The sequence below is a fragment of the Leptolyngbya sp. PL-A3 genome (assembly GCF_039962325.1).
In the GTDB taxonomy this organism is placed as follows: Bacteria; Cyanobacteriota; Cyanobacteriia; order Elainellales; family Elainellaceae; genus Vacuolonema.
Genome location: NZ_JAMPLB010000065.1, coordinates 16992 through 34533 on the forward strand (window position 1 = coordinate 16992; position 17542 = coordinate 34533).

At 51.9% G+C, this 17542-nt stretch carries 14 protein-coding genes and 1 pseudogene; 11 read left to right on the forward strand and 4 right to left on the reverse strand.

Going from position 1 to position 17542, the window contains the following annotated elements; all coding sequences use genetic code 11:
- The first annotated feature begins 77 nt into the window (after window positions 1-77).
- The 3 genes from NDI52_RS28465 to NDI52_RS28475 all read left to right on the forward strand — a co-directional run bounded on the left by NDI52_RS28465 (window position 78) and on the right by NDI52_RS28475 (window position 1864).
- On the forward strand, window positions 78-1127 hold the full coding sequence (locus tag NDI52_RS28465) for a dipeptide epimerase (protein WP_190771062.1): 1050 nt from the start codon (window positions 78-80) through the stop codon (window positions 1125-1127).
- Window positions 1128-1171: 44 nt separating this feature from the next.
- Entirely contained in the window at window positions 1172-1324 is a 153-nt protein-coding gene (locus tag NDI52_RS28470; RefSeq protein ID WP_190771061.1) for a hypothetical protein, read from the forward strand.
- A 201-nt stretch (window positions 1325-1525) separates the two neighbouring features.
- Complete coding sequence (locus NDI52_RS28475; RefSeq protein WP_190771060.1) at window positions 1526-1864, forward strand: P-II family nitrogen regulator; 339 nt, start codon at window positions 1526-1528, stop codon at window positions 1862-1864.
- Window positions 1865-2044: 180 nt separating this feature from the next.
- On the opposite strand, the gene rdgB is transcribed toward NDI52_RS28475, so the two are convergent.
- Window positions 2045-2632: an RdgB/HAM1 family non-canonical purine NTP pyrophosphatase gene (rdgB, locus tag NDI52_RS28480; RefSeq protein WP_190771059.1), complete on the reverse strand. Its 588-nt coding sequence runs from the start codon at window positions 2630-2632 to the stop codon at window positions 2045-2047.
- Window positions 2633-2974: 342 nt separating this feature from the next.
- On the opposite strand from rdgB, the gene coaD reads away from it, so the two are divergent.
- The 6 genes from coaD to aroB all read left to right on the forward strand — a co-directional run bounded on the left by coaD (window position 2975) and on the right by aroB (window position 10463).
- On the forward strand, window positions 2975-3535 hold the full coding sequence (gene coaD, locus NDI52_RS28485) for a pantetheine-phosphate adenylyltransferase (RefSeq protein WP_190771058.1): 561 nt from the start codon (window positions 2975-2977) through the stop codon (window positions 3533-3535).
- Window positions 3436-4152 (forward strand): ATP synthase F0 subunit B, encoded by a 717-nt coding sequence (locus tag NDI52_RS28490; RefSeq protein ID WP_190771057.1) that lies wholly within the window; start codon window positions 3436-3438, stop codon window positions 4150-4152. Before coaD ends, NDI52_RS28490 begins: the two co-directional genes overlap by 100 nt.
- A 428-nt stretch (window positions 4153-4580) precedes the next feature.
- Window positions 4581-6056 (forward strand): DUF2157 domain-containing protein, encoded by a 1476-nt coding sequence (locus NDI52_RS28495; protein ID WP_190771056.1) that lies wholly within the window; start codon window positions 4581-4583, stop codon window positions 6054-6056.
- Window positions 6053-6769, forward strand: a complete 717-nt coding sequence (locus NDI52_RS28500) for a GDYXXLXY domain-containing protein (RefSeq protein ID WP_190771055.1) — start codon at window positions 6053-6055, stop codon at window positions 6767-6769. The genes NDI52_RS28495 and NDI52_RS28500 overlap by 4 nt, the downstream gene beginning before the upstream one ends.
- A gap of 544 nt (window positions 6770-7313) precedes the next feature.
- Window positions 7314-8765 (forward strand): DUF4912 domain-containing protein, encoded by a 1452-nt coding sequence (locus tag NDI52_RS28505; RefSeq protein WP_190771054.1) that lies wholly within the window; start codon window positions 7314-7316, stop codon window positions 8763-8765.
- Window positions 8766-9362: 597 nt separating this feature from the next.
- Complete coding sequence (gene aroB, locus NDI52_RS28510) at window positions 9363-10463, forward strand: 3-dehydroquinate synthase (RefSeq protein ID WP_190789281.1); 1101 nt, start codon at window positions 9363-9365, stop codon at window positions 10461-10463.
- On the opposite strand, the gene NDI52_RS28515 is transcribed toward aroB, so the two are convergent.
- On the reverse strand, window positions 10402-12723 hold the full coding sequence (locus NDI52_RS28515) for a GAF domain-containing sensor histidine kinase (RefSeq protein WP_190789280.1): 2322 nt from the start codon (window positions 12721-12723) through the stop codon (window positions 10402-10404). The genes aroB and NDI52_RS28515 overlap by 62 nt on opposite strands.
- A gap of 1281 nt (window positions 12724-14004) precedes the next feature.
- Between NDI52_RS28515 and NDI52_RS28520 the strand changes: the two genes are divergently transcribed.
- The gene (locus NDI52_RS28520) at window positions 14005-14859 is read left to right on the forward strand and encodes a metallophosphoesterase (protein ID WP_190771051.1); all 855 of its coding nucleotides are present in this window, start codon (window positions 14005-14007) and stop codon (window positions 14857-14859) included.
- A gap of 124 nt (window positions 14860-14983) precedes the next feature.
- Here the strand turns inward: NDI52_RS28520 and NDI52_RS28525 are convergent, their stop codons facing one another.
- Window positions 14984-15421 carry a peroxiredoxin gene (locus tag NDI52_RS28525; protein ID WP_190771050.1) on the reverse strand — a complete coding sequence of 146 codons (438 nt, stop codon included), beginning with the start codon at window positions 15419-15421 and terminating at the stop codon, window positions 14984-14986.
- A 147-nt stretch (window positions 15422-15568) separates the two neighbouring features.
- Window positions 15569-16867, reverse strand: coding sequence for a glutamyl-tRNA reductase (locus tag NDI52_RS28530; protein WP_190771049.1), 1299 nt, complete (start codon window positions 16865-16867; stop codon window positions 15569-15571).
- 553 nt (window positions 16868-17420) lie between these two features.
- Here NDI52_RS28530 and NDI52_RS28535 point away from each other — a divergent pair.
- A pseudogene (locus NDI52_RS28535) lies at window positions 17421-17542 on the forward strand (photosystem II q(b) protein); the annotation flags it as partial.

The window sequence follows — 17542 nt, forward strand, 5'->3', positions numbered from 1 at the left end:
TGTGCGGCGAAGCTCTCCCCTTGCCACAAGCCCAATGAACGTAAGAATAGAAGCAATGATTTTCCCCATGCTGCTTCATGCATATTCGCGTCGAACCCTTTACCGTACACAAGCACGTGCCCCTCACCATCAGCCGGGGTACTACGTCCGAAACGACTAACCTGTGGCTCATTCTGGAGCACGATGGTATTGAGGGATGGGGAGAAGCCTCCCCCTTTTCCGTCAGGGGAGAACCGCAGACCACAGAAGCGATCGCCCAGTCCTTCCAGACCTTCACCCCCCATTTAGCAGGCTACAGCCCCTACGAACGCCAGGCCCTCGAAGCCTTGATGCAACAACACAGACTGCCCTCTGCTGCCCGTAACGCCCTGGATCTAGCTCTGCACGACTGGTTAGGCAAAAAAGCCGGATTGCCTCTATGGAAGTTGTGGGGATTGGATCGCGATCGCATCGTCCCCACCTCCGTCACCATCGGCATCAACACGCCGGCTGCCGCTCAGCAACGCCTCGTCGATTGGCTGGCGGTCGTGGATGCTCGTGCCATCAAAATCAAGCTGGGAAGTCCTGCGGGAGTGAATGCGGATCAGGCCATGTTTACGGCGGTGCTCGAAAAAGTTCCTCCCGGAGCGAAGGTGAGTGTGGATGCCAATGGAGGGTGGACCTTGGAGGAAGCGATCGCCATGAGCCACTGGTTGTGCGATCGCGGTGTCACCTATCTCGAACAGCCTCTCCCGGTTGGGCAAGAAGACAACCTGCCCCAACTCTACCGAGAATCTCCCCTACCCCTGTTTGCCGATGAAAGCTGTTTTGATCGCGCAGATATTCCCAAACTGGCCGATTGTGTCCATGGCATTAACATCAAACTCATGAAATCCGGTGGCCTCAGCGAAGCCTTACGCATGGTTCACACAGCCCAAACCTTCGGGCTTCACCTCATGTTTGGCTGCTACTCCGACAGCACCCTCAGCAACACAGCCGCCGCCCACCTTGGCCCCTTCGCCACCCATTTAGATCTCGATAGCCACCTGAATCTAAAGGACGATCCTTTTGTAGGTGCCACTTTGCACGAGGGGCGATTAATCCCGGGCAATTTGCCTGGGTTAGGGGTTGTAAGAGGGGGTGGGTGAGCCAATGGGTAAGAGCGTGGAAAAGAGAGAGTTCTCCTCGTTTTTTGACGACGCTCCAGAATGAGTTTGTTGTGGATGAGAGGGTTTTTCGTGGGAATATCTGGAGAATGGCGATCGCGTCGAGAGCGATCGCCTTGCCACCTTGCTCCGACTGGGCTATGGCACAAGGTTTAGAACCAGAAGACCATGGGTTGTAAACCTTACCCGTGTAGTCGGGAAAAACCCCTAAGATTTTGGAGAATTTTAATGCTGAAATCGTTGGGTAGAACAGGCCGGGGTGGCAAAATATGGGGGTGTCTGTGGACAGATGGTAGTGCCCGTTACAATTAGCCGACCTGGACGATGTTACAAGTCATGCTGGTGTGCGGGTTGGTAAACGATTAGGAGTGAACCGTTACATGAAAAAAGTTGAAGCTATTATTCGTCCCTTTAAGCTGGATGAGGTCAAAATTGCTCTGGTTAATGCGGGCATCGTTGGGATGACCGTTTCAGAGGTACGAGGTTTTGGGCGTCAGAAGGGCCAAACGGAGCGCTATCGCGGGTCTGAGTACACCGTTGAGTTTTTGCAGAAGCTCAAGCTGGAAATTGTGGTCGAAGACAATCAAGTGGATATGGTCGTAGACAAAATTATTTCCGCTGCTCGTACGGGCGAGATTGGCGATGGGAAGATCTTCATTTCGCCTGTTGATCGCATTGTTCGTATCCGCACTGGCGAAGTGAACATGGAAGCTATTTAGGCCGTCACAAACATGTAAGGAAAAGGAGAGGGTGGAGGCGTTGCCTCCACCCTCTCCTTTTCTGGTTGTGTGGTGTGCTTCGCACACCACACAACCAGAGTGAACCTGTAGAAGTTGTTTTTTTATGCGCTTCGCGCACGAAAAACAACGCTTCCAGCGAGCTTTAAAACGCGTCTTAGATTAAACCTCTGCGGCTAAAGCATCCAATTGGGGCAACAGGGCGGCGAAAGCTAATCCACGATGGCTAATGGGGTGCTTCACCTCAGCAGGCATTTCGGCAAAGGTCATGCCATGTTCAGGCACAAAGAAAATGGGATCATAACCAAATCCCCCCTCACCCTGGAGAGTGTGAGTAATCTCCCCACGACAGATGCCTTCGGTTTGTAGTGCAATTTCTCCGTTGGGACGAGCGATCGCGATCGCACACACAAACTGTGCCCCCCGATCCGGGCGATCTCCTAACTCCGTCAGCACCCGCTGAATTCCCTCAGCCGTCGTCTTCCCATAACGGGCGGTGTAAACTCCGGGTGCGCCTCCTAAAGCATCGACCATCAGGCCTGAGTCATCCGCGATCGCCCATTCCCCCGTTGCCTGTGCCACTTGAGACGCTTTTAACACCGCGTTTTCAGCAAAGGTTTCACCGGTTTCCTCGACGTCTATCTCAGCGGGTTTCAACACCAACTCCCAGGGCAAGTTGGGATCAGTGAGGTAGGCCTGCATTTCTTTTAATTTGCCGGGGTTTCCGGTCGCAACTACCAGTTTAGGCATCGGTTCCTTCCATCACACACGAGAGTATTGGGGCGATCGCCCCCACGGTCTGATATTCTCGCATCCTTTACTGGAAGTATCGAACCTGAGTCCGGTTTGTGGACGCTCCGCCCCCACCCCCCACTCCTGTGGGCAACGACTCGACGCAGGAGTAAATATCACCCAGGATTTGCAAAAGACGCGAAAATAGAAAGGAAAATCCTCAGGGGCTCATTTGCCTGTTAAGATAACGGCTTACTGTTTTGTTCCAGGCTTTTTTCTCCTAACATGAGAGTTTAAGGTCTAAGAAAAACGTTCCGGTATAATCATTTCGTCGTTTTTATATCCCTCTAAGCTGAAGGCGTGATTGCCATCTATCCCGGTAGCTTTGACCCGATTACCCTCGGGCACCTGGATATCATTGAGCGGGGGTGCAAGCTCTTTGATCAGGTGATCGTGGTCATCATGACCAACCCCACTAAAACGCCTCTGTTTCCCGTTCCGCAACGGATCGAGCAGATTCGTCAATCTACGCACCATCTTCCGAATGTCGAGGTTGATAGTTTCCATGGGCTGACCATCACCTATGCGCGAAAGCGCCAGGCTAACGTGCTGTTGAGAGGTTTGCGTGTTCTCTCCGACTTCGAGAAAGAGCTGCAAATGGCTCATACGAATCGCACTTTGTCCGATGAAGTTGAAACATTTTTTCTGGCGACCTCAACGGAATACAGCTTCTTGAGCAGCAGTCTGGTTAAAGAAATTGCCAAATTTGGTGGTCCAGTGGATCACCTTGTCCCTCATCCCGTTGCACGAGACATCCACCAATGCTACGCGAAGACACTTCCAACCGCATTACCCCAGACCGCAATGGAGCCAGCCCCAACAGCAGTGGAACCTCACGGGGAGAGGATGCCACACGGGTAGGACGCGTCGACATCCAACGGGAGCTGGAAAAGCTTGAGGAAATGCTGCTCGATAGCCCGCGTCTATTTAACCGGACGCTGGTTAACGAGGACCAGTTGCTAGAGCAGTTGGAAGTGGTGCAGGTAAACCTTCCTACGGCCTTCGAGGAAGCTCGCAAAATCCTGCAAGAGAAGGAAGAGATCCTGCTAGAGGCTGAACAGTATGCCCAGGAAATTATTGAGATGGCCGAGCGACGAGCTGCCCAAATCATTGATGAGATGGGTTTAATCCGTCAGGCCGAGATGGAGATCAAACAGGTTCGCCAACGTGTCCAGCAGGAATGCGAAGAGGCCCAGGAGCAAACCCTCATGGAAATTGAGCGTATGCGCCGGCAAGCCCAACAAGAATTAGAAGAAATGCGCCAGCGAGCTATGGCTGAGTGCGCTGAAATCCAATCGGGGGCCGATCTCTACGCCGATCGCGTTCTGGGTGACCTGGAAATGCAGTTTACGGACATGCTGCGGGTGGTCCGAAACGGGCGGCACCGGCTTCAGCCAGATACTCCGGCTCCAGCCAAGCCAACCAATTCATCAGCTGGCACAAGGTCTCCTCAATCGCCGCCCAAACCCAATCGTTAAGCCTCAGTAGGAATGCAAACCAAACTCCTGAACCCTTGTGGTCGAGGCACTATATGTAGTGCCTCGACCACAAGGGTTCAGAGCTGTAGAAAACCTGAGTTCGGGTTAAGGGCGTTTTGCGCACGCCAAAATGGGCACTGCAGCTTATCCCGAACTGAGGTCAGAAACAGGACTGATAGCCTTGAACTGGATGGTTAGGGCATGCAGAAGCAGTAGGGGCAAAGCTCTTACTGCTTCTGCATGCCCTAACCATCCAGGCAATAGCAATAAAACAACTGTCACAAATTTTAAGTTTCTTTACAGCATTAAAGCCAATTCAGATTCCGTCCTGTCTCTGCCTTGCAATTTGTTAGCACCGTGCGACACATGAGCTAACTCCATTCACCATAAAAGCAAGCTACGGCTCGTGCGTAGCGTAGGAGTAATACATGGCATCGGAAAAGTTTCGGCGGCAACTGCGACAGGAAGCTCAACAATGGCAGGGGGGCGGGCTGATTAGCCCTGACCAGTATGAGCAGCTAGCGAACCTGTATCAATTTGAGCGGTTAGAGACGTCAGCGCGCGATCGCTTCATTGTCACCCTGATTGGTCTGGGCAGCATCCTACTAGGGCTAGGCGTCATCACCTTTGTGGCGGCCAACTGGCAGGCTATCCCTCGCAGCCTCAAGCTGACCCTGCTGCTGACTGTGTTTCTGGGGGCCAACATTCTGGGTTATTGGCTCTGGACACGACCGGGAGTCATTCCAGGCCGTCAGAGTTGGCAGCAACGCCTCGGTACCGGCTTTTTGTTGTTGGGTGGCCTGCTTATGGGGGCAAACTTGGCTCTGGGTAGCCAGATGTTTCACATCGGCGGTGCAGCCTATCAGTTATTTCTGGTATGGGGTTTGGGAGTATTAGCCATGGCCTTCGGGCTACGGCTGCTGTCCCTCAGTCTGTTGGCGATGCTGTTGCTGGGAGTTGGCTATTGGTCAGGGTTTATCGAACCCGGTAACTGGAGTGGTTCACTGGGGCTGACGGTGTTGTTTCAAGGGATGCCTTTATTTGCGGCGTTTGTGTACACCTGGTTGGCCTATCGAACCCGATCACGCGTCGTCTTCGCTTTGGGAGCGATCGCCCTCATCACCTCCTTCTTCACCGCCGCTGCCGATCTGGCCGAGCGCTTTCCCGATGCCCCAGCGCTCTGGCTCACTCTGGTGCTAATCCTGCCGCCCGCGTTGCTCTGGAGCTACGATGACTATCTTTGGTGGTCAGTCGTCCGCCAGCCACTCCCTCAACACCGCTGGTTTCGATCGCTGGCACAGGGGTTGGCGATCGTTTATCTTGTGGCCTTCACTTATCTGGCCTCATTTAATTGGGTATGGGCCAACACCATCGACCGGCCCTCCCTGGGTCTGCAACTTAGCTATTGGTTTGGGGCTGGCTATGGGTTATGGCTTAACCCGACCATCCTGATTTTGATCCTTATCACCCTGGCTAGCTGGGCTTACCTGGCCCGCCCGACAGCCCGGGTACAGCGTTGGGGGTTGGTACAGTCTGATATAACGATGCTGCTTCTGCTAGGGTTTCTGGCGTTTCTGGTGATTTGGCATGTAGGAGTGTCACCGTTGGGGGCGGTCGCCACCTTTATCATCAACATTATTTTGGCGCTGTTCTCCATCGGCTTCATCCGCGAGGGTTTAGCAGAAGCCAATCGAGGTCTGTTTTGGTGTGGCCTGGTACTGTTAGCTCTGCATATCTTGAGCCGCATGCTGGAGTACGACACAGGCCTGCTGCTGAAGTCTCTGTCCTTCGTTCTATGCGGTGTGGGAGTGATTCTATTTGGCCTCTGGTTTGAACGCAATGTACGCAGTCTTGAACGCCCGTCGGTTTTGGGCCCCAGTTCTTCGGAAGAAAGCATCCCATGAGCAACCTGAATTCCTCTCAGCAACCCAACGTGAATCAGCAGGCTGAAGCAGCCCTCACGTCGCGATCGCCCCGTGGTATTGCCCGTTCCCGCTGGGCCTTTTGGATTCCTCTGCTGTTTCAATCGGTGCTGATTTTATGGGTTCCGGTTCAGGCTACGCACACCCTCACGACCGGGCAGACCGTCACCCTTCAGACTGCCCCCGTCGATCCCTATGATCTGTTCCGGGGCTACTACGTAACACTCAGCTACGAGATATCAGAACCCAGCCGCCTATCTAAACTGCCAGGTTGGAATGAAGCTATACCCGCCCAGGATAGAGAATGGCGTAACGGTTCCACGTTCTTAAAAGGTGCCGATTTTTACCTCGTGCTGGAAGCTCCTAAGGACACAACGACTACACCACCTCAGCCCTGGCAACCGGTAGCAGTTCACCGCGATCGCCCCACCCATCTTCCCAATAATCAGGTAGCGCTGCATGGCCAGTACCAGATGGGGCAAGTTCTCTACGACCTGGAACGCTATTACATCCCGGAAGAACAGCGGAACGAAATTAATCAGTATATTTCAGAGGCGCAGCAACAACCTCTTACGGCTCCTCCCGGGGCGGGGGCGATCGCTGCGGCTCCCTTTGTGGTGGATATCAAGGTGGGCAATCAGGGTCAGGCGGTTCCCTTACGATTCTGGCTTAAGGATCGCTCCTTCCAGTTCTAGACGGTGCCGCAAAGCCATTGGAAGGGTTAATTTCTGCCGCTTAGGATCCTGCACAGAATAAAACCCGAAATTTTTGTGGGAGGCGCAGCTTGGCTACACCTTCCACAAAAATTTCGGGTTTTATTCTATCTGCATTCCTTACAGTGCTTTTCAAGCGCTGAAAATCTGGTTGTTTTTATGAAAGCCGCGCTCCACACAGCTTTCACAAAAACAACCGTAGCTGATTCAAGCGCAAGCACCGTAGTTACAATAAATGTCAGGAAATTTTGATATTTGCATGAGATCACGGCAATGCCCTTGAAGCGCTATGTCATGAAATCTTGATATTTCGATCCCAGATCAGGCCAGAAACTCGTAAAAAGGCCAGAAAACAACAATTTGTGCTCTTGACCAAAAGAGGGTTTTTGCCCAATATGGAGCTAACTGAGTGATCCCCATGATCCCAAAAACTCTACTGCCCACTGACAAGCGTCTGGCAGGGGCCTCTATAGGGTCAGATGTGGTTGAACCCGGTTCATCGTGAATTTAGAGGTTATGCAATCTAATGACAAAAGAACGTCCACCGCTTGAAGAGATGACTCTGCGCCAGTTGCGTCGAGTCGCAAGCGAATATGAAGTATCTCGGTATAGCCGGATGCGGAAAGAGCAGCTGATTGAAGCCATTGTTCAGGCTATGCAACTGCCAGCAGATGCTGCTGCTCCTGTTCCCTCTGCCCCTGAACCATCCCTTGAACCATCCTCTGAACCAATACCCGCTCAAGAAACTGTGGAAGCTGCAAAATTTGACGTTGGTCAACAAGATCTCACGGGCGGCGAATTGGCTGCCGTTGATGAAGCGCTCTCTGACCTGCCTGATGGTTATGGTGACAGCCGTATCGTGCTGATGCCCCGCGACCCTCAATGGGCTTATGCCTACTGGGATGTTCCCAACAGCCACCGGGAAGCACTACGCCGTCAGGGTGGTATTCGTCTGGCTCTGCGCTTCTACGACGTCACCGACATCAATCCCAACTATCAGCGACCCCATAGCCTTCAGCAGTACGAATGCGATGAGCTAGCACGGGAATGGTATTTGCCAGTGCCCGTAAGCGATCGCGACTATCTGCTGGAAATCGGCTACATCGCCGCTGATGGCCGCTGGCTGATGCTGGCTCGCTCTGAACCCATGCACGTTCCACCCGTTTATCCCTCTGATTGGATGGATGAGCAGTTCATCAACGTGGGTTGGGAAGAAGACCTGCGTGGTAAGACTTTCCTGGAGCTGGTGCCTCCTGGGCAGAAGGCATCTGCCGTTAGTGATGCCATCTACAGCCGCATCTTCGGCATGGCAGAAGACGCCGAAGCTCAACGGGTTGCAGGTTCGCTCTATGGTTCCATGCAGCATGTACCGGGTTCGGGGCAGCATGTTCCGGGCTCAGCTCAACATGTAGCCGGGTCAGTCCAGCATGTAGCCGGGTCGGTCCAGCATGTAGCCGGCTCAATGCAGTACGGAGCTGGAGCTGCTGCCTATGGGCCTGGTGCCCTCTACGGTTCAGCCCAGATGACTTCCGGCGCTGCACTGGAAACCATGAGTTCCTACGTCTTCGCATCTGGTATGGGTATGTGGGCTGGGGCTGCTCCTGGAGCTATCCCTGGAGCCATGGGCGCACCCAACTTCTCGGGTATTGGCATGTCGGGTTACGGTCTGGGCTTCTCCGCCTCGGCTCCCCCCATTCGTCCCCGCAAGTTCTGGTTGGTAGCAGATGCCGAACTGATTGTGTACGGTGCCACTGAGCCGGATGCCACTGTTACCATCGGAGGTCAGCCCATCAAGCTCAATCCCGATGGCACCTTCCGCTTCCAGATGTCCTTCCAGGATGGCCTGATCGACTACCCCATCATGGCGGTGGCCGCCGATGGCGAACAGACCCGCGCCATCCATATGAAGTTCAACCGCGAAACCCCCGAGCGCCGTACCAACACCAAAGACGAAGCGGTGCTGGAGTGGTTGGGCTAAGCCCATTTCCCTGAGGGGGTTTAATCCGCCCAAGGCACCTTTCAGTTTCCCTCTCCTGACCTCCTCTGGCGATCGCCAGAGGTTTTTTTCTGCTCAAAAGCCATACTTATAGCAATGTGCAAGTGCGTTAAGTGCAGCAACGGTGGTGTGGAGCACTTCGTGCTCCACACCACCGTACTTAATCAACCCGCACAGCGCTATAAAGGATCGACAACCATCCTCCTAGTACGCGGCGGCGGAAATTCATCAATCATGTTTTGGTATGGGGTGCAAAGCACCCCATACCAAAACATAGGTCGCGAACTTAAGCCGCAGCCTCCTAGTCATGTTTGTCAGGACAGAAAGAGTAAGGCGGCGCAACGCGCCGCCTTACTCTTTCTGTCCTGACAAACATGGCTACAGCGATATATGGCCTTCGCAGTTTGGTTAGGCAGTTTATGTTTGAAGCGTTATCGATCATCCCTCTCTTAAGCATGGCTTTTGAGCAAAGTTCATCCCTCCGTAAAGAGTTCGGAGGGGATCTTCTACGAATGCCGTAGCATCCTCCCAAGAGGCTACGATAAGTAGAATCTTTGCGTTTTACATAGAGGAAGAGGCATGAAATCGGTTATTCCAGTGCCCGTGCCGGGTCACGCCTACGAGGTTGCGATCGCCCCCGGTGGCTTGGATCATCTGGGCCATTGGATGCAACCCCTGAAATTAGGCAAGCAGGTGTTGTTGGTATCCAGCCCACCGATTTTCAAACATTACGGAGAGCGGGCGATCGCCTCACTCACTCAAGCCGGATTCGAAGTCGCCACATGCCTAATCCCACCCGGTGAGCGATTCAAAACCCCCACATCCCTACACAAGATTTACGATGCCGCGCTAGAGCACCGATTAGAGCGATCGTCGACCATCGTCGCGCTGGGAGGTGGCGTGATTGGGGACATGGCAGGTTTTGCTGCGGCCACCTGGTTACGGGGTATTCGCTTTATACAGGTTCCAACCTCTCTGCTGGCGATGGTCGATGCATCCATTGGCGGCAAAACGGGGATCAATCACCCCAAAGGGAAAAACCTGATTGGTGCGTTTCATCAACCCCGTCTGGTGTTGATTGATCCCGACGTACTCAAAACTCTTCCCCCCCGTGAGTTCCGAGCAGGCATGGCCGAAGTCATTAAGTACGGCATTATCTGGGACACGGATTTGTTCGAGCAGTTGGAGCGGCAGCCCCGACTGGATCAATTCCGCTACCTAACTGCAGAGCTGTTGCAGACGATCCTGACTCGCTCGTGCCAGGCTAAAGCAGATGTGGTCAGCCAGGATGAAAAAGAATCCGGCTTGCGGGCCATTTTGAACTACGGCCACACCATTGGTCACGCTATTGAAAGCCTTACCGGATATCGTTTAGTGAATCATGGGGAAGCCGTCGCTATCGGTATGGTGGCAGCAGGAGCGATCGCCGTCTCCTGTGGCCTCTGGACAGAAGAAGAAACCCAGCGCCAACTGGCCCTAATTCAAAAAACAGGCTTACCGACCCAGGTACCGGCTGGAATTAGCATCGACGCGATCCTGGAGTCTCTGCAATCCGATAAGAAGGTGGAAGGCGGAAAAGTACGCTTCGTTCTTCCAACCCGCATTGGAGAGGCCAAAGTTACCGATCAGGTAGCGCCAGAGGTGATTGTGGCGGTACTTCAGGCCATACAGGCGCATTAGGCCGATTCTCGTCCTTCCCATTCAGCCGCAGGTAGAGGGGCAGCTCAAAGGCAAAGCAAGTTTGGTTCTGGCCGCTTTCGAGGGTAAGGCGGCCTCCCAACTGGTGCACCATTTGCTTCACCAGGGCTAGCCCCAACCCTGTCCCCCCGTACTGCCAGGGGTCGTTATTGGGAATGCGGTAGAACTTTTCAAAAATCCGTTCCTGTTCGTCCTGTGGGATTTCAACCCCTGTGTTCGTGACGCTAAGGCGGAGGGCGATCGCCCGTCCATCCTCCTGCACATCTTGCACTTGTAAGGTAATCGTCTCCTGAGAGGGAGTGTATTTGAACGCGTTCGTGAGCAGTTCTGTTAAAATGCGCTCCAGTTTGGAGTTGTCGGTGGTGACCACGGGCAGAGTAGGCGGACACTGCACGACCAGCGTTTGTTGATGGGTACGGGCCTGCTCCTCAAACACTCGCATCCGCTGGGGTACCCACTGAGACAGATCGAGTGTGCCAATCTGCACCGTATCGGCTCCAGAATCTAAACGGGAAAGATCGAGTAAGTCTGTAATCAGGTTGATTTCCCGCTGGGATTCCTCATGGAGAATCTTCAAATAGCGATCGATTCGGGCCTCATTGCCCAGCATCATACCCGTCTGCTGAAGCAGAATCTCTAGCATTTGAATGGCCATTTTGACATTCGACATGGGCGTGCGTAGCTCATGGGACACCGTACTCAGGAAATCGTCCTTGAGTTGATTGAGCCGCTCTAACTCCCGTACTTGAGCCATGGAAGCCTGGTAAAGGCGAGCCTGACGAATGGCGATCGCACACTGGTTTGCCACCTGTTGCACCAGGCGAATATCTTGTTCGCTAAAGGCATATTCCTTGTCATTCACCAGCCAAAGGTCACCCAGCACCCCTTTGTCATCCAGAATTGGCACCGCCAGTGTTGCCACCGTTCCACGAATAGGATTGGGCATCAGCGAGCAGAATTGGGTTGGTTGGCCTGCTAGTAGTGTGGTGTAGGCTTCCGGAAAAGCATCGAGCTGAATCACTCGGCCATGGTAAGGCAAATCGGTTGTGGTGTACTCATAGCGCACTGTTGAGGTGCCCTTTTGCAAGTCATAAATTGCTGCATTACAACCCGCTACTCGGGTAACGGTAGCAAGTTCCCGTACCGCAGCCTGGAGAATTTGATCTTCGTCAAGGCTGTCACGAACGCGATCGGTGATGCGCTTCAATGTCGCTTCGAAATCGTAGGCCTGTTGCAGTTGAGCCATCCGCAACCGGATTTGATCCTCTAGCTCTGTGTTAAGCCGCTGCACCTGTTGATACAACTCTGACTGAGAGACAGCAATCTCTAACTGTCCACCCAATTGGCTGATCAAATCAATTTCCCATGCTTCCCAAGTTCGCGATGTCGTACATTGCTGAGCGACAAGCAATCCCCATAACTCTCCCCGCTGTGCTTCTGCCCGTTGAAGAATGGGCACCACCAATTTCGCCTGTACCTGATTATTCAGGAAGCAGGTTGGACAGCTCTCACCACTTTCATCAATCGAGCCAATAACCTGGGAAATACCTTGTTTGTAGAGTTGTAGACATTCTGGAGGAAACTGTTGATACTCTGAGTCCTGATTCAGGATGCTGAATTCTGCACTGGGGCAAGCTTCTGCCAAAACGGTGCCTGCGTTCTCATCATGAATACGGCAAATAAGAACGCGATCGGCCCCCAAAATGGCCTGTACTTGATTAACCGCCGCCGTCAAGATTTCATGCAGGTCTAAGCTATGACGAATATGGCGAGAAAATTCAACAGCGATTTGGGAAACAAATCGATGATGGTGCTCTGAGCTGTTTACTGAGGCGACAGAAGCATCATGCGGTATGTGAACGGGAGTGAGTGCCACCAAAACGGTCTCAGCATCTTCCAAGCCCTGCATCGCCTGAAGGGCTAACTCTACCCTTAAGCCGAAACCATCTTTATGTTGTAGGGTGACCGATGACTGGACGGGTTCAAGATCCAGTGCCTCTAAGCTTCGTGCAAGCCATAGGCGATCGCGATGCAACAGTAAATCCAGAAATGACATCCCAATCAGATGGGATGTTGCAAAACCTAAATGCGCGGCTGTTGTGGGAGTAGCTGCCAGCACTATCCCCGCTCGACTCAGCGTCATATATAAGGGTGCTGTCACGGCCGCTTGCTCCGATGTCATAGTCCGATGCTGAAAGTTCGAGCCGAGGGGAGAGGACAGATTTTTTTGGAAGACGGACATGAGAGGCAGCCTTAAACCCCCTGAATCACGGGGAAATGGAACTGGCCAAACGGACTGATGGAAGACGTCCATAACTTAGATTTCGGCAATACTGAAACTCTGGAAGTGAGGATGCAGGAACAGATTTTTTCCTCAGAGGTTTCCAATAAAATCTCAAAGATACCCAAAGGATTTGGTAGCGCTTTACTAAGAACAGCACTTCTAGGTTTCCCAAACTTCCTGACTAAATCACGGTTATAAAAAAAAATCAATTCTTTGTAAACAGAGTGTTGTTGATAATTGCAAAGCATTGTGCAGATTGAAAATCAACGTTTCTTAGTGTTAGTTTGAGTTGGGAGCGTTTTTAATGACTAAACATACGAAACTGTCAAAACACTCCTATCCCAAAATCAGATTTTCATAACTTCTGAAGCGATTGCTATCTCAATCGCAATAGTTTCTGTTCAAGTGCTATTGAAAGTCTTACTGTCCCATTCATTTTTATGAGACAGCAGCTTAACTTAATTAAACATAAAACCATTTACTTATAGCCCTTTCCAATCTGACGAAATACAAGAGACGAGTGTGGAACAAAGCCCCATATCCACCTCTTGTACTTCATCCGAGCGGAAATGCTGTAGACGAGGAAAGGGTTGGAGGTTTATCCCGCCCATTTCCTTGCCTACTCAGTAACCTAACCTCAGTTCGGGATAAGCTGAAGTGCTCATTTTGGCGTGCGCTTTGCGCACGCCAAAATGAGTGTTTTCGAGTGCCGCGCAACGCGCGGCACTCGAAAACACCATTAACCCGAACTGAGGTTAAGCTTTGTGAGATGGACAGCTTTTTGCCTAACGTATGGGCGGGTAAAACGCACACACCACAACGGCTTATCCTCCAAATGAATATGATTACTTATGCTATTTATTCTGTGCTGTATTACAAGAAACAGACGTGTTTCTTGAAAGAGTAAAAACTTTTTTCAATTACAATGGCTCGCTTCTACTTTCATTCATGGATACTACGGCAAAGACGCCTGATAGCAAGCCCTTCAGGCAAACTGGAGCGTTACTTTATCAGAAATTATGCATTTATGTTGTAGTTGGGGTGCGAAGCACCCCAACTACAACATAAATGCTCTAGATATAGCGGATCTGCGTAAGTCCTGTTTATACCAACGCAACATAAAGCACAGCTTCCTTTTGAAAAGATATTAGAGGCAGATGCTCACCCACTTGTGTTAGTACAAGGGAAAGTAGGGAGACACCCCACTTTCCCTTTTAGTAAGCTCTGTGGCTATAGCGTATGAATCCTTTGAGGGTTGGCCGTTTGACTGTGGAACGAGTGACTGTTTCCATTTCAGGGTTGGATCCTGCATTACAGCAGACCCGTATCGTTCAACTTTCAGACTTTCACTATGATGGCTACCGTCTATCAAGTTCGCTGTTGGAGGAGGCGATCGCTCAGGCCAACGCCGCCCAACCCGATCTGCTTGTTCTAACGGGAGACTTTATCACCAGCGAGCCCTACCCTATTCTGACCCTGGCCCAAAAGCTAACAACTCTACAGAGCCGTCGGGGCATCTGTGCTGTTTTGGGCAACCATGATCACCGGTATCCCAAAGCCCGTAAGCAAGTTACCCATGCCCTTGAAGAAATAGGCATCCAGGTCTTATGGAACCAACAGGCCGAGCCCCTTGGCCCCAATCTGCCCATTGTAGGGCTGGCAGATTTCTGGTCTAAGCAATTCGATCCCGCCTCTGTGCTCGATCAGATCGATCCCCAAACACCTCGCATTGTTCTATCCCACAACCCGGATTCTCTCACAGTCCTAAAACCCTGGCGCGTCGATCTACAACTCTCAGGCCATACCCATGGTGGTCAAGTTGTTCTTCCAGGTCTTGGTCCTGCCCAACGCTGGCTTCCTGATATTGACTGGTGTTTTCCAGATACAATTCGCGAGTTTCTATCGTCGAAAAAAGGTAAAAAAACGAAGAAGAAACCCAAAAGGCATCCAACTCTAAAACATTGGGATTGGTCGCAGGGATTGCATCGAGTTGATGACAGCTGGCTATATGTGAACCGAGGACTCGGAACCTACTGGCCAGGACGGTTATTTTGCCCACCGGAGGTAACGGTGATTGAGTTGGTAGGAGCGTAGGTGCTGTTCTAGACCTGTGGATAGCTGTGTAGACGCCCTCATCCACAGGTCTGAAACACTACCCGTGCATAAATACGAAGGGGAAGGAACAGTTTTCCCTTCTCCTCTGCGTATTTCTTTCTATTTATGCACCGATCGCTGCCATTACGTCTGCTGCATGGCTGGTGGTATTGACCGTGTCAAATACCTTAAGGATCGTGCCATCGCTGCCAATTACATAGGTGACGCGCTTGGAGTAGCCGCCTCCGTCAACATCGTAAGCTTTGGTGAGAGATCCATCCACATCTGCTAGCAGTGGGAAGGGCAGGCTGTATTTCTCAGTAAACGCCTGGTGAGAGGCTTCGTCATCCATACTCACCCCAAATACCACAATGTCTTTGCCTTGGTATTCCGTATAGGAATCCCGAAAGCTACAGGCTTGCTTGGTGCATCCTGGGGTGTCATCTTTGGGATAGAAATATAACACCACCGTTTTTCCGGCATAGTCAGCCAGGGAAACAGTGTTGCCATTGGTATCTTTCACGGTAAAAGCGGGAGCAGGGGTTCCTTCAGAGAGCGCCATAAATGCTAGTTCTCCAATTTGCTGTCGTTACGGATTGTAAGCGAAGCCCTGCCCTTATGAATGTATAGATCCCCGGCTTTCTCAAAAAGCCGGGGATCTGGCAGGGAAAAAGTTTCCGAATTCAGAAACAGAGTGTGAGCTTAAGAATTAGCCGAACTGCTGACTGGATTGGGTTTCGGTTTCCAAATTGAACAGCACCCGCAACGTTTCCATAGCCCGACGGCGAGCCTCAATATCTTGCTGAGCCCGCAGTTGCACCATCGGATCATGCAGAATCTTATTGACGATTCCCTTAGTCAGGGCTTCGATAGTGGCCTGGTGTTTTTCACCAAACTCAGAACCGAGGCGTGATAGGGCTTTCTCTAACTCCTGCGCCCGAATAGTTTCGGCTTTGTCAAGGAGGCAGCGAATAGTGGTAACAGTTTCGAGCGATCGCCACCACTGCACAAAGGTATCTACCTCTTCTTCCAGCAACGCTTCCGCTTCCATGGCCAACTGACGGCGGCTCTCCTGGTTTTGTGCCACGACAGCCTTCAGGTCATCCACGTTGAAGGCATTGACATAGGGCAGCTCATTCACATCAGAATCGACGTTGCGAGGCACCGAAATATCGAACAACATCATGGGCTGTTGCGGATCCAGGATGGCTTCCAGTTTGGCCCGATTGAGCAGGGGTTCCGTTGCCGAAGTGCTAGTAAACACCAATTGAGACGAGGCCACTACAGAGCCCATGGCCTCCATCGTATGGAGTTGCAAATTAATTTCAGGAAACTGCTTCGCTAACTCCTGCGCCCCCTCAATGGAGCGATTGACAATGGTAATCTGGTTCGCCCCCTTGGAAAGCAGGTGTTGCACCAGCAGGCGCGCCATCTTACCGGCACCGAGGATGCCAATTGATCGATTAGCCAGGTTTCCGGCCTTCATACAAGCCAACTCCACCGCTGCCGAGCTGATGGATACGGCTCCGGTCCCGATGTTGGTCTCTGTACGAACGCGCTTACCCGCTGTGACAGCACTCTTGAAGAGCTGATTCAGAATCCGCCCAACCCCTTTGCACTGCTGGCCCACTTTGTGAGTGTGCTTAACCTGAGCCAAAATCTGCCCCTCACCCAGGACAAGGCTGTCAAGACCCGCCGAGACCCGCATTAAGTGCATCACAGCATCCTGGTGCAGTAAGACAAAGAGGTGCTGTCGAAGGTGGTGCAGCGGCAATTTGCTGTGTTCGGCCAGGAATTGGATAACCTCTCGTACACCGTGATCCGTTTCCTCTGCCACCACGTAGATCTCTAATCGATTGCAGGTGCTGAGAATGGCGGCTTCTTGCAGATGAGGATAGCTGCAGAGATGGGCGATCGCCCCCTCCATCTGCGGGGTCGGGATGCTCAGCTTCTCGCGCACTTCTACGGGCGCAGTTTTGTGGCTCAGTCCCACAACAGCAATATTCATTCGTCCTCCCAAAGGTTTCTCATCAAGTGCAGGCGTCAATAAAGTGGACGGCCCGGCGCATTAATCTTTCATCTGAAATTTCTTCTGAAAAACTAATGGGATCGCTCACTGTCGCAATCCCGATGCCATCCTGACTATCAAATCATGTTTAATTTTGGAGCTTTTCCGTAACGGATTGTCGCTCACCCAAAAGTCTACCAACTGACGGTTCCTTAAGCGCTGAAAATGCTCATTGGATAAGGGTTTTAGCTATAAATTTTTGTAAATGGGGGATCCGGCGGGGATTGGGCTCTCTCAGTTTTCACGAGATTGCCCCGAGAAAAGCTGCAGTTTTGTTAAGGAATATTGCGATCTTGTAAATGTGTAGACTCAGGGCGATCGCCAGCAGCTCCTCCAGTGTAACGATTCCAGAGCGAAGGATAATCTTGAGAAAATCCTTTACAAAAGTAAACAACCTGTTTAATATACGTAATACGAGGTGACCTTCGGCACTTCGGCGATTCAAGCGAATCGTTTTCGTCTGAACACTTGTAGTTAAAGCACTCATAGAACAATGACGACCACCCTTCAACGGCGCGAGAGCGCCAATGTGTGGGAGCAGTTCTGTAACTGGGTCACCAGCACCAACAACCGCCTCTATGTAGGCTGGTTCGGCGTTCTGATGATCCCTACCCT

Excerpts from the sequence above, each read along its gene's own strand:
- rdgB (WP_190771059.1), bottom strand. The coding sequence starts at position 2,632 with ATGCCTAAACTGGTAGTTGCGACCGGAAACCCCGGCAAATTAAAAGAA.
- aroB (WP_190789281.1), top strand. The coding sequence starts at position 9,363 with ATGAAATCGGTTATTCCAGTGCCCGTGCCGGGTCACGCCTACGAGGTT.
- NDI52_RS28530 (WP_190771049.1), bottom strand. The coding sequence starts at position 16,867 with ATGAATATTGCTGTTGTGGGACTGAGCCACAAAACTGCGCCCGTAGAA.
- NDI52_RS28515 (WP_190789280.1), bottom strand. The coding sequence starts at position 12,723 with ATGTCCGTCTTCCAAAAAAATCTGTCCTCTCCCCTCGGCTCGAACTTT.
- NDI52_RS28520 (WP_190771051.1), top strand. The coding sequence starts at position 14,005 with ATGAATCCTTTGAGGGTTGGCCGTTTGACTGTGGAACGAGTGACTGTT.
- NDI52_RS28505 (WP_190771054.1), top strand. The coding sequence starts at position 7,314 with ATGACAAAAGAACGTCCACCGCTTGAAGAGATGACTCTGCGCCAGTTG.
- NDI52_RS28475 (WP_190771060.1), top strand. The coding sequence starts at position 1,526 with ATGAAAAAAGTTGAAGCTATTATTCGTCCCTTTAAGCTGGATGAGGTC.
- NDI52_RS28495 (WP_190771056.1), top strand. The coding sequence starts at position 4,581 with ATGGCATCGGAAAAGTTTCGGCGGCAACTGCGACAGGAAGCTCAACAA.
- NDI52_RS28490 (WP_190771057.1), top strand. The coding sequence starts at position 3,436 with ATGCTACGCGAAGACACTTCCAACCGCATTACCCCAGACCGCAATGGA.
- NDI52_RS28500 (WP_190771055.1), top strand. The coding sequence starts at position 6,053 with ATGAGCAACCTGAATTCCTCTCAGCAACCCAACGTGAATCAGCAGGCT.
- NDI52_RS28525 (WP_190771050.1), bottom strand. The coding sequence starts at position 15,421 with ATGGCGCTCTCTGAAGGAACCCCTGCTCCCGCTTTTACCGTGAAAGAT.
- NDI52_RS28465 (WP_190771062.1), top strand. The coding sequence starts at position 78 with ATGCATATTCGCGTCGAACCCTTTACCGTACACAAGCACGTGCCCCTC.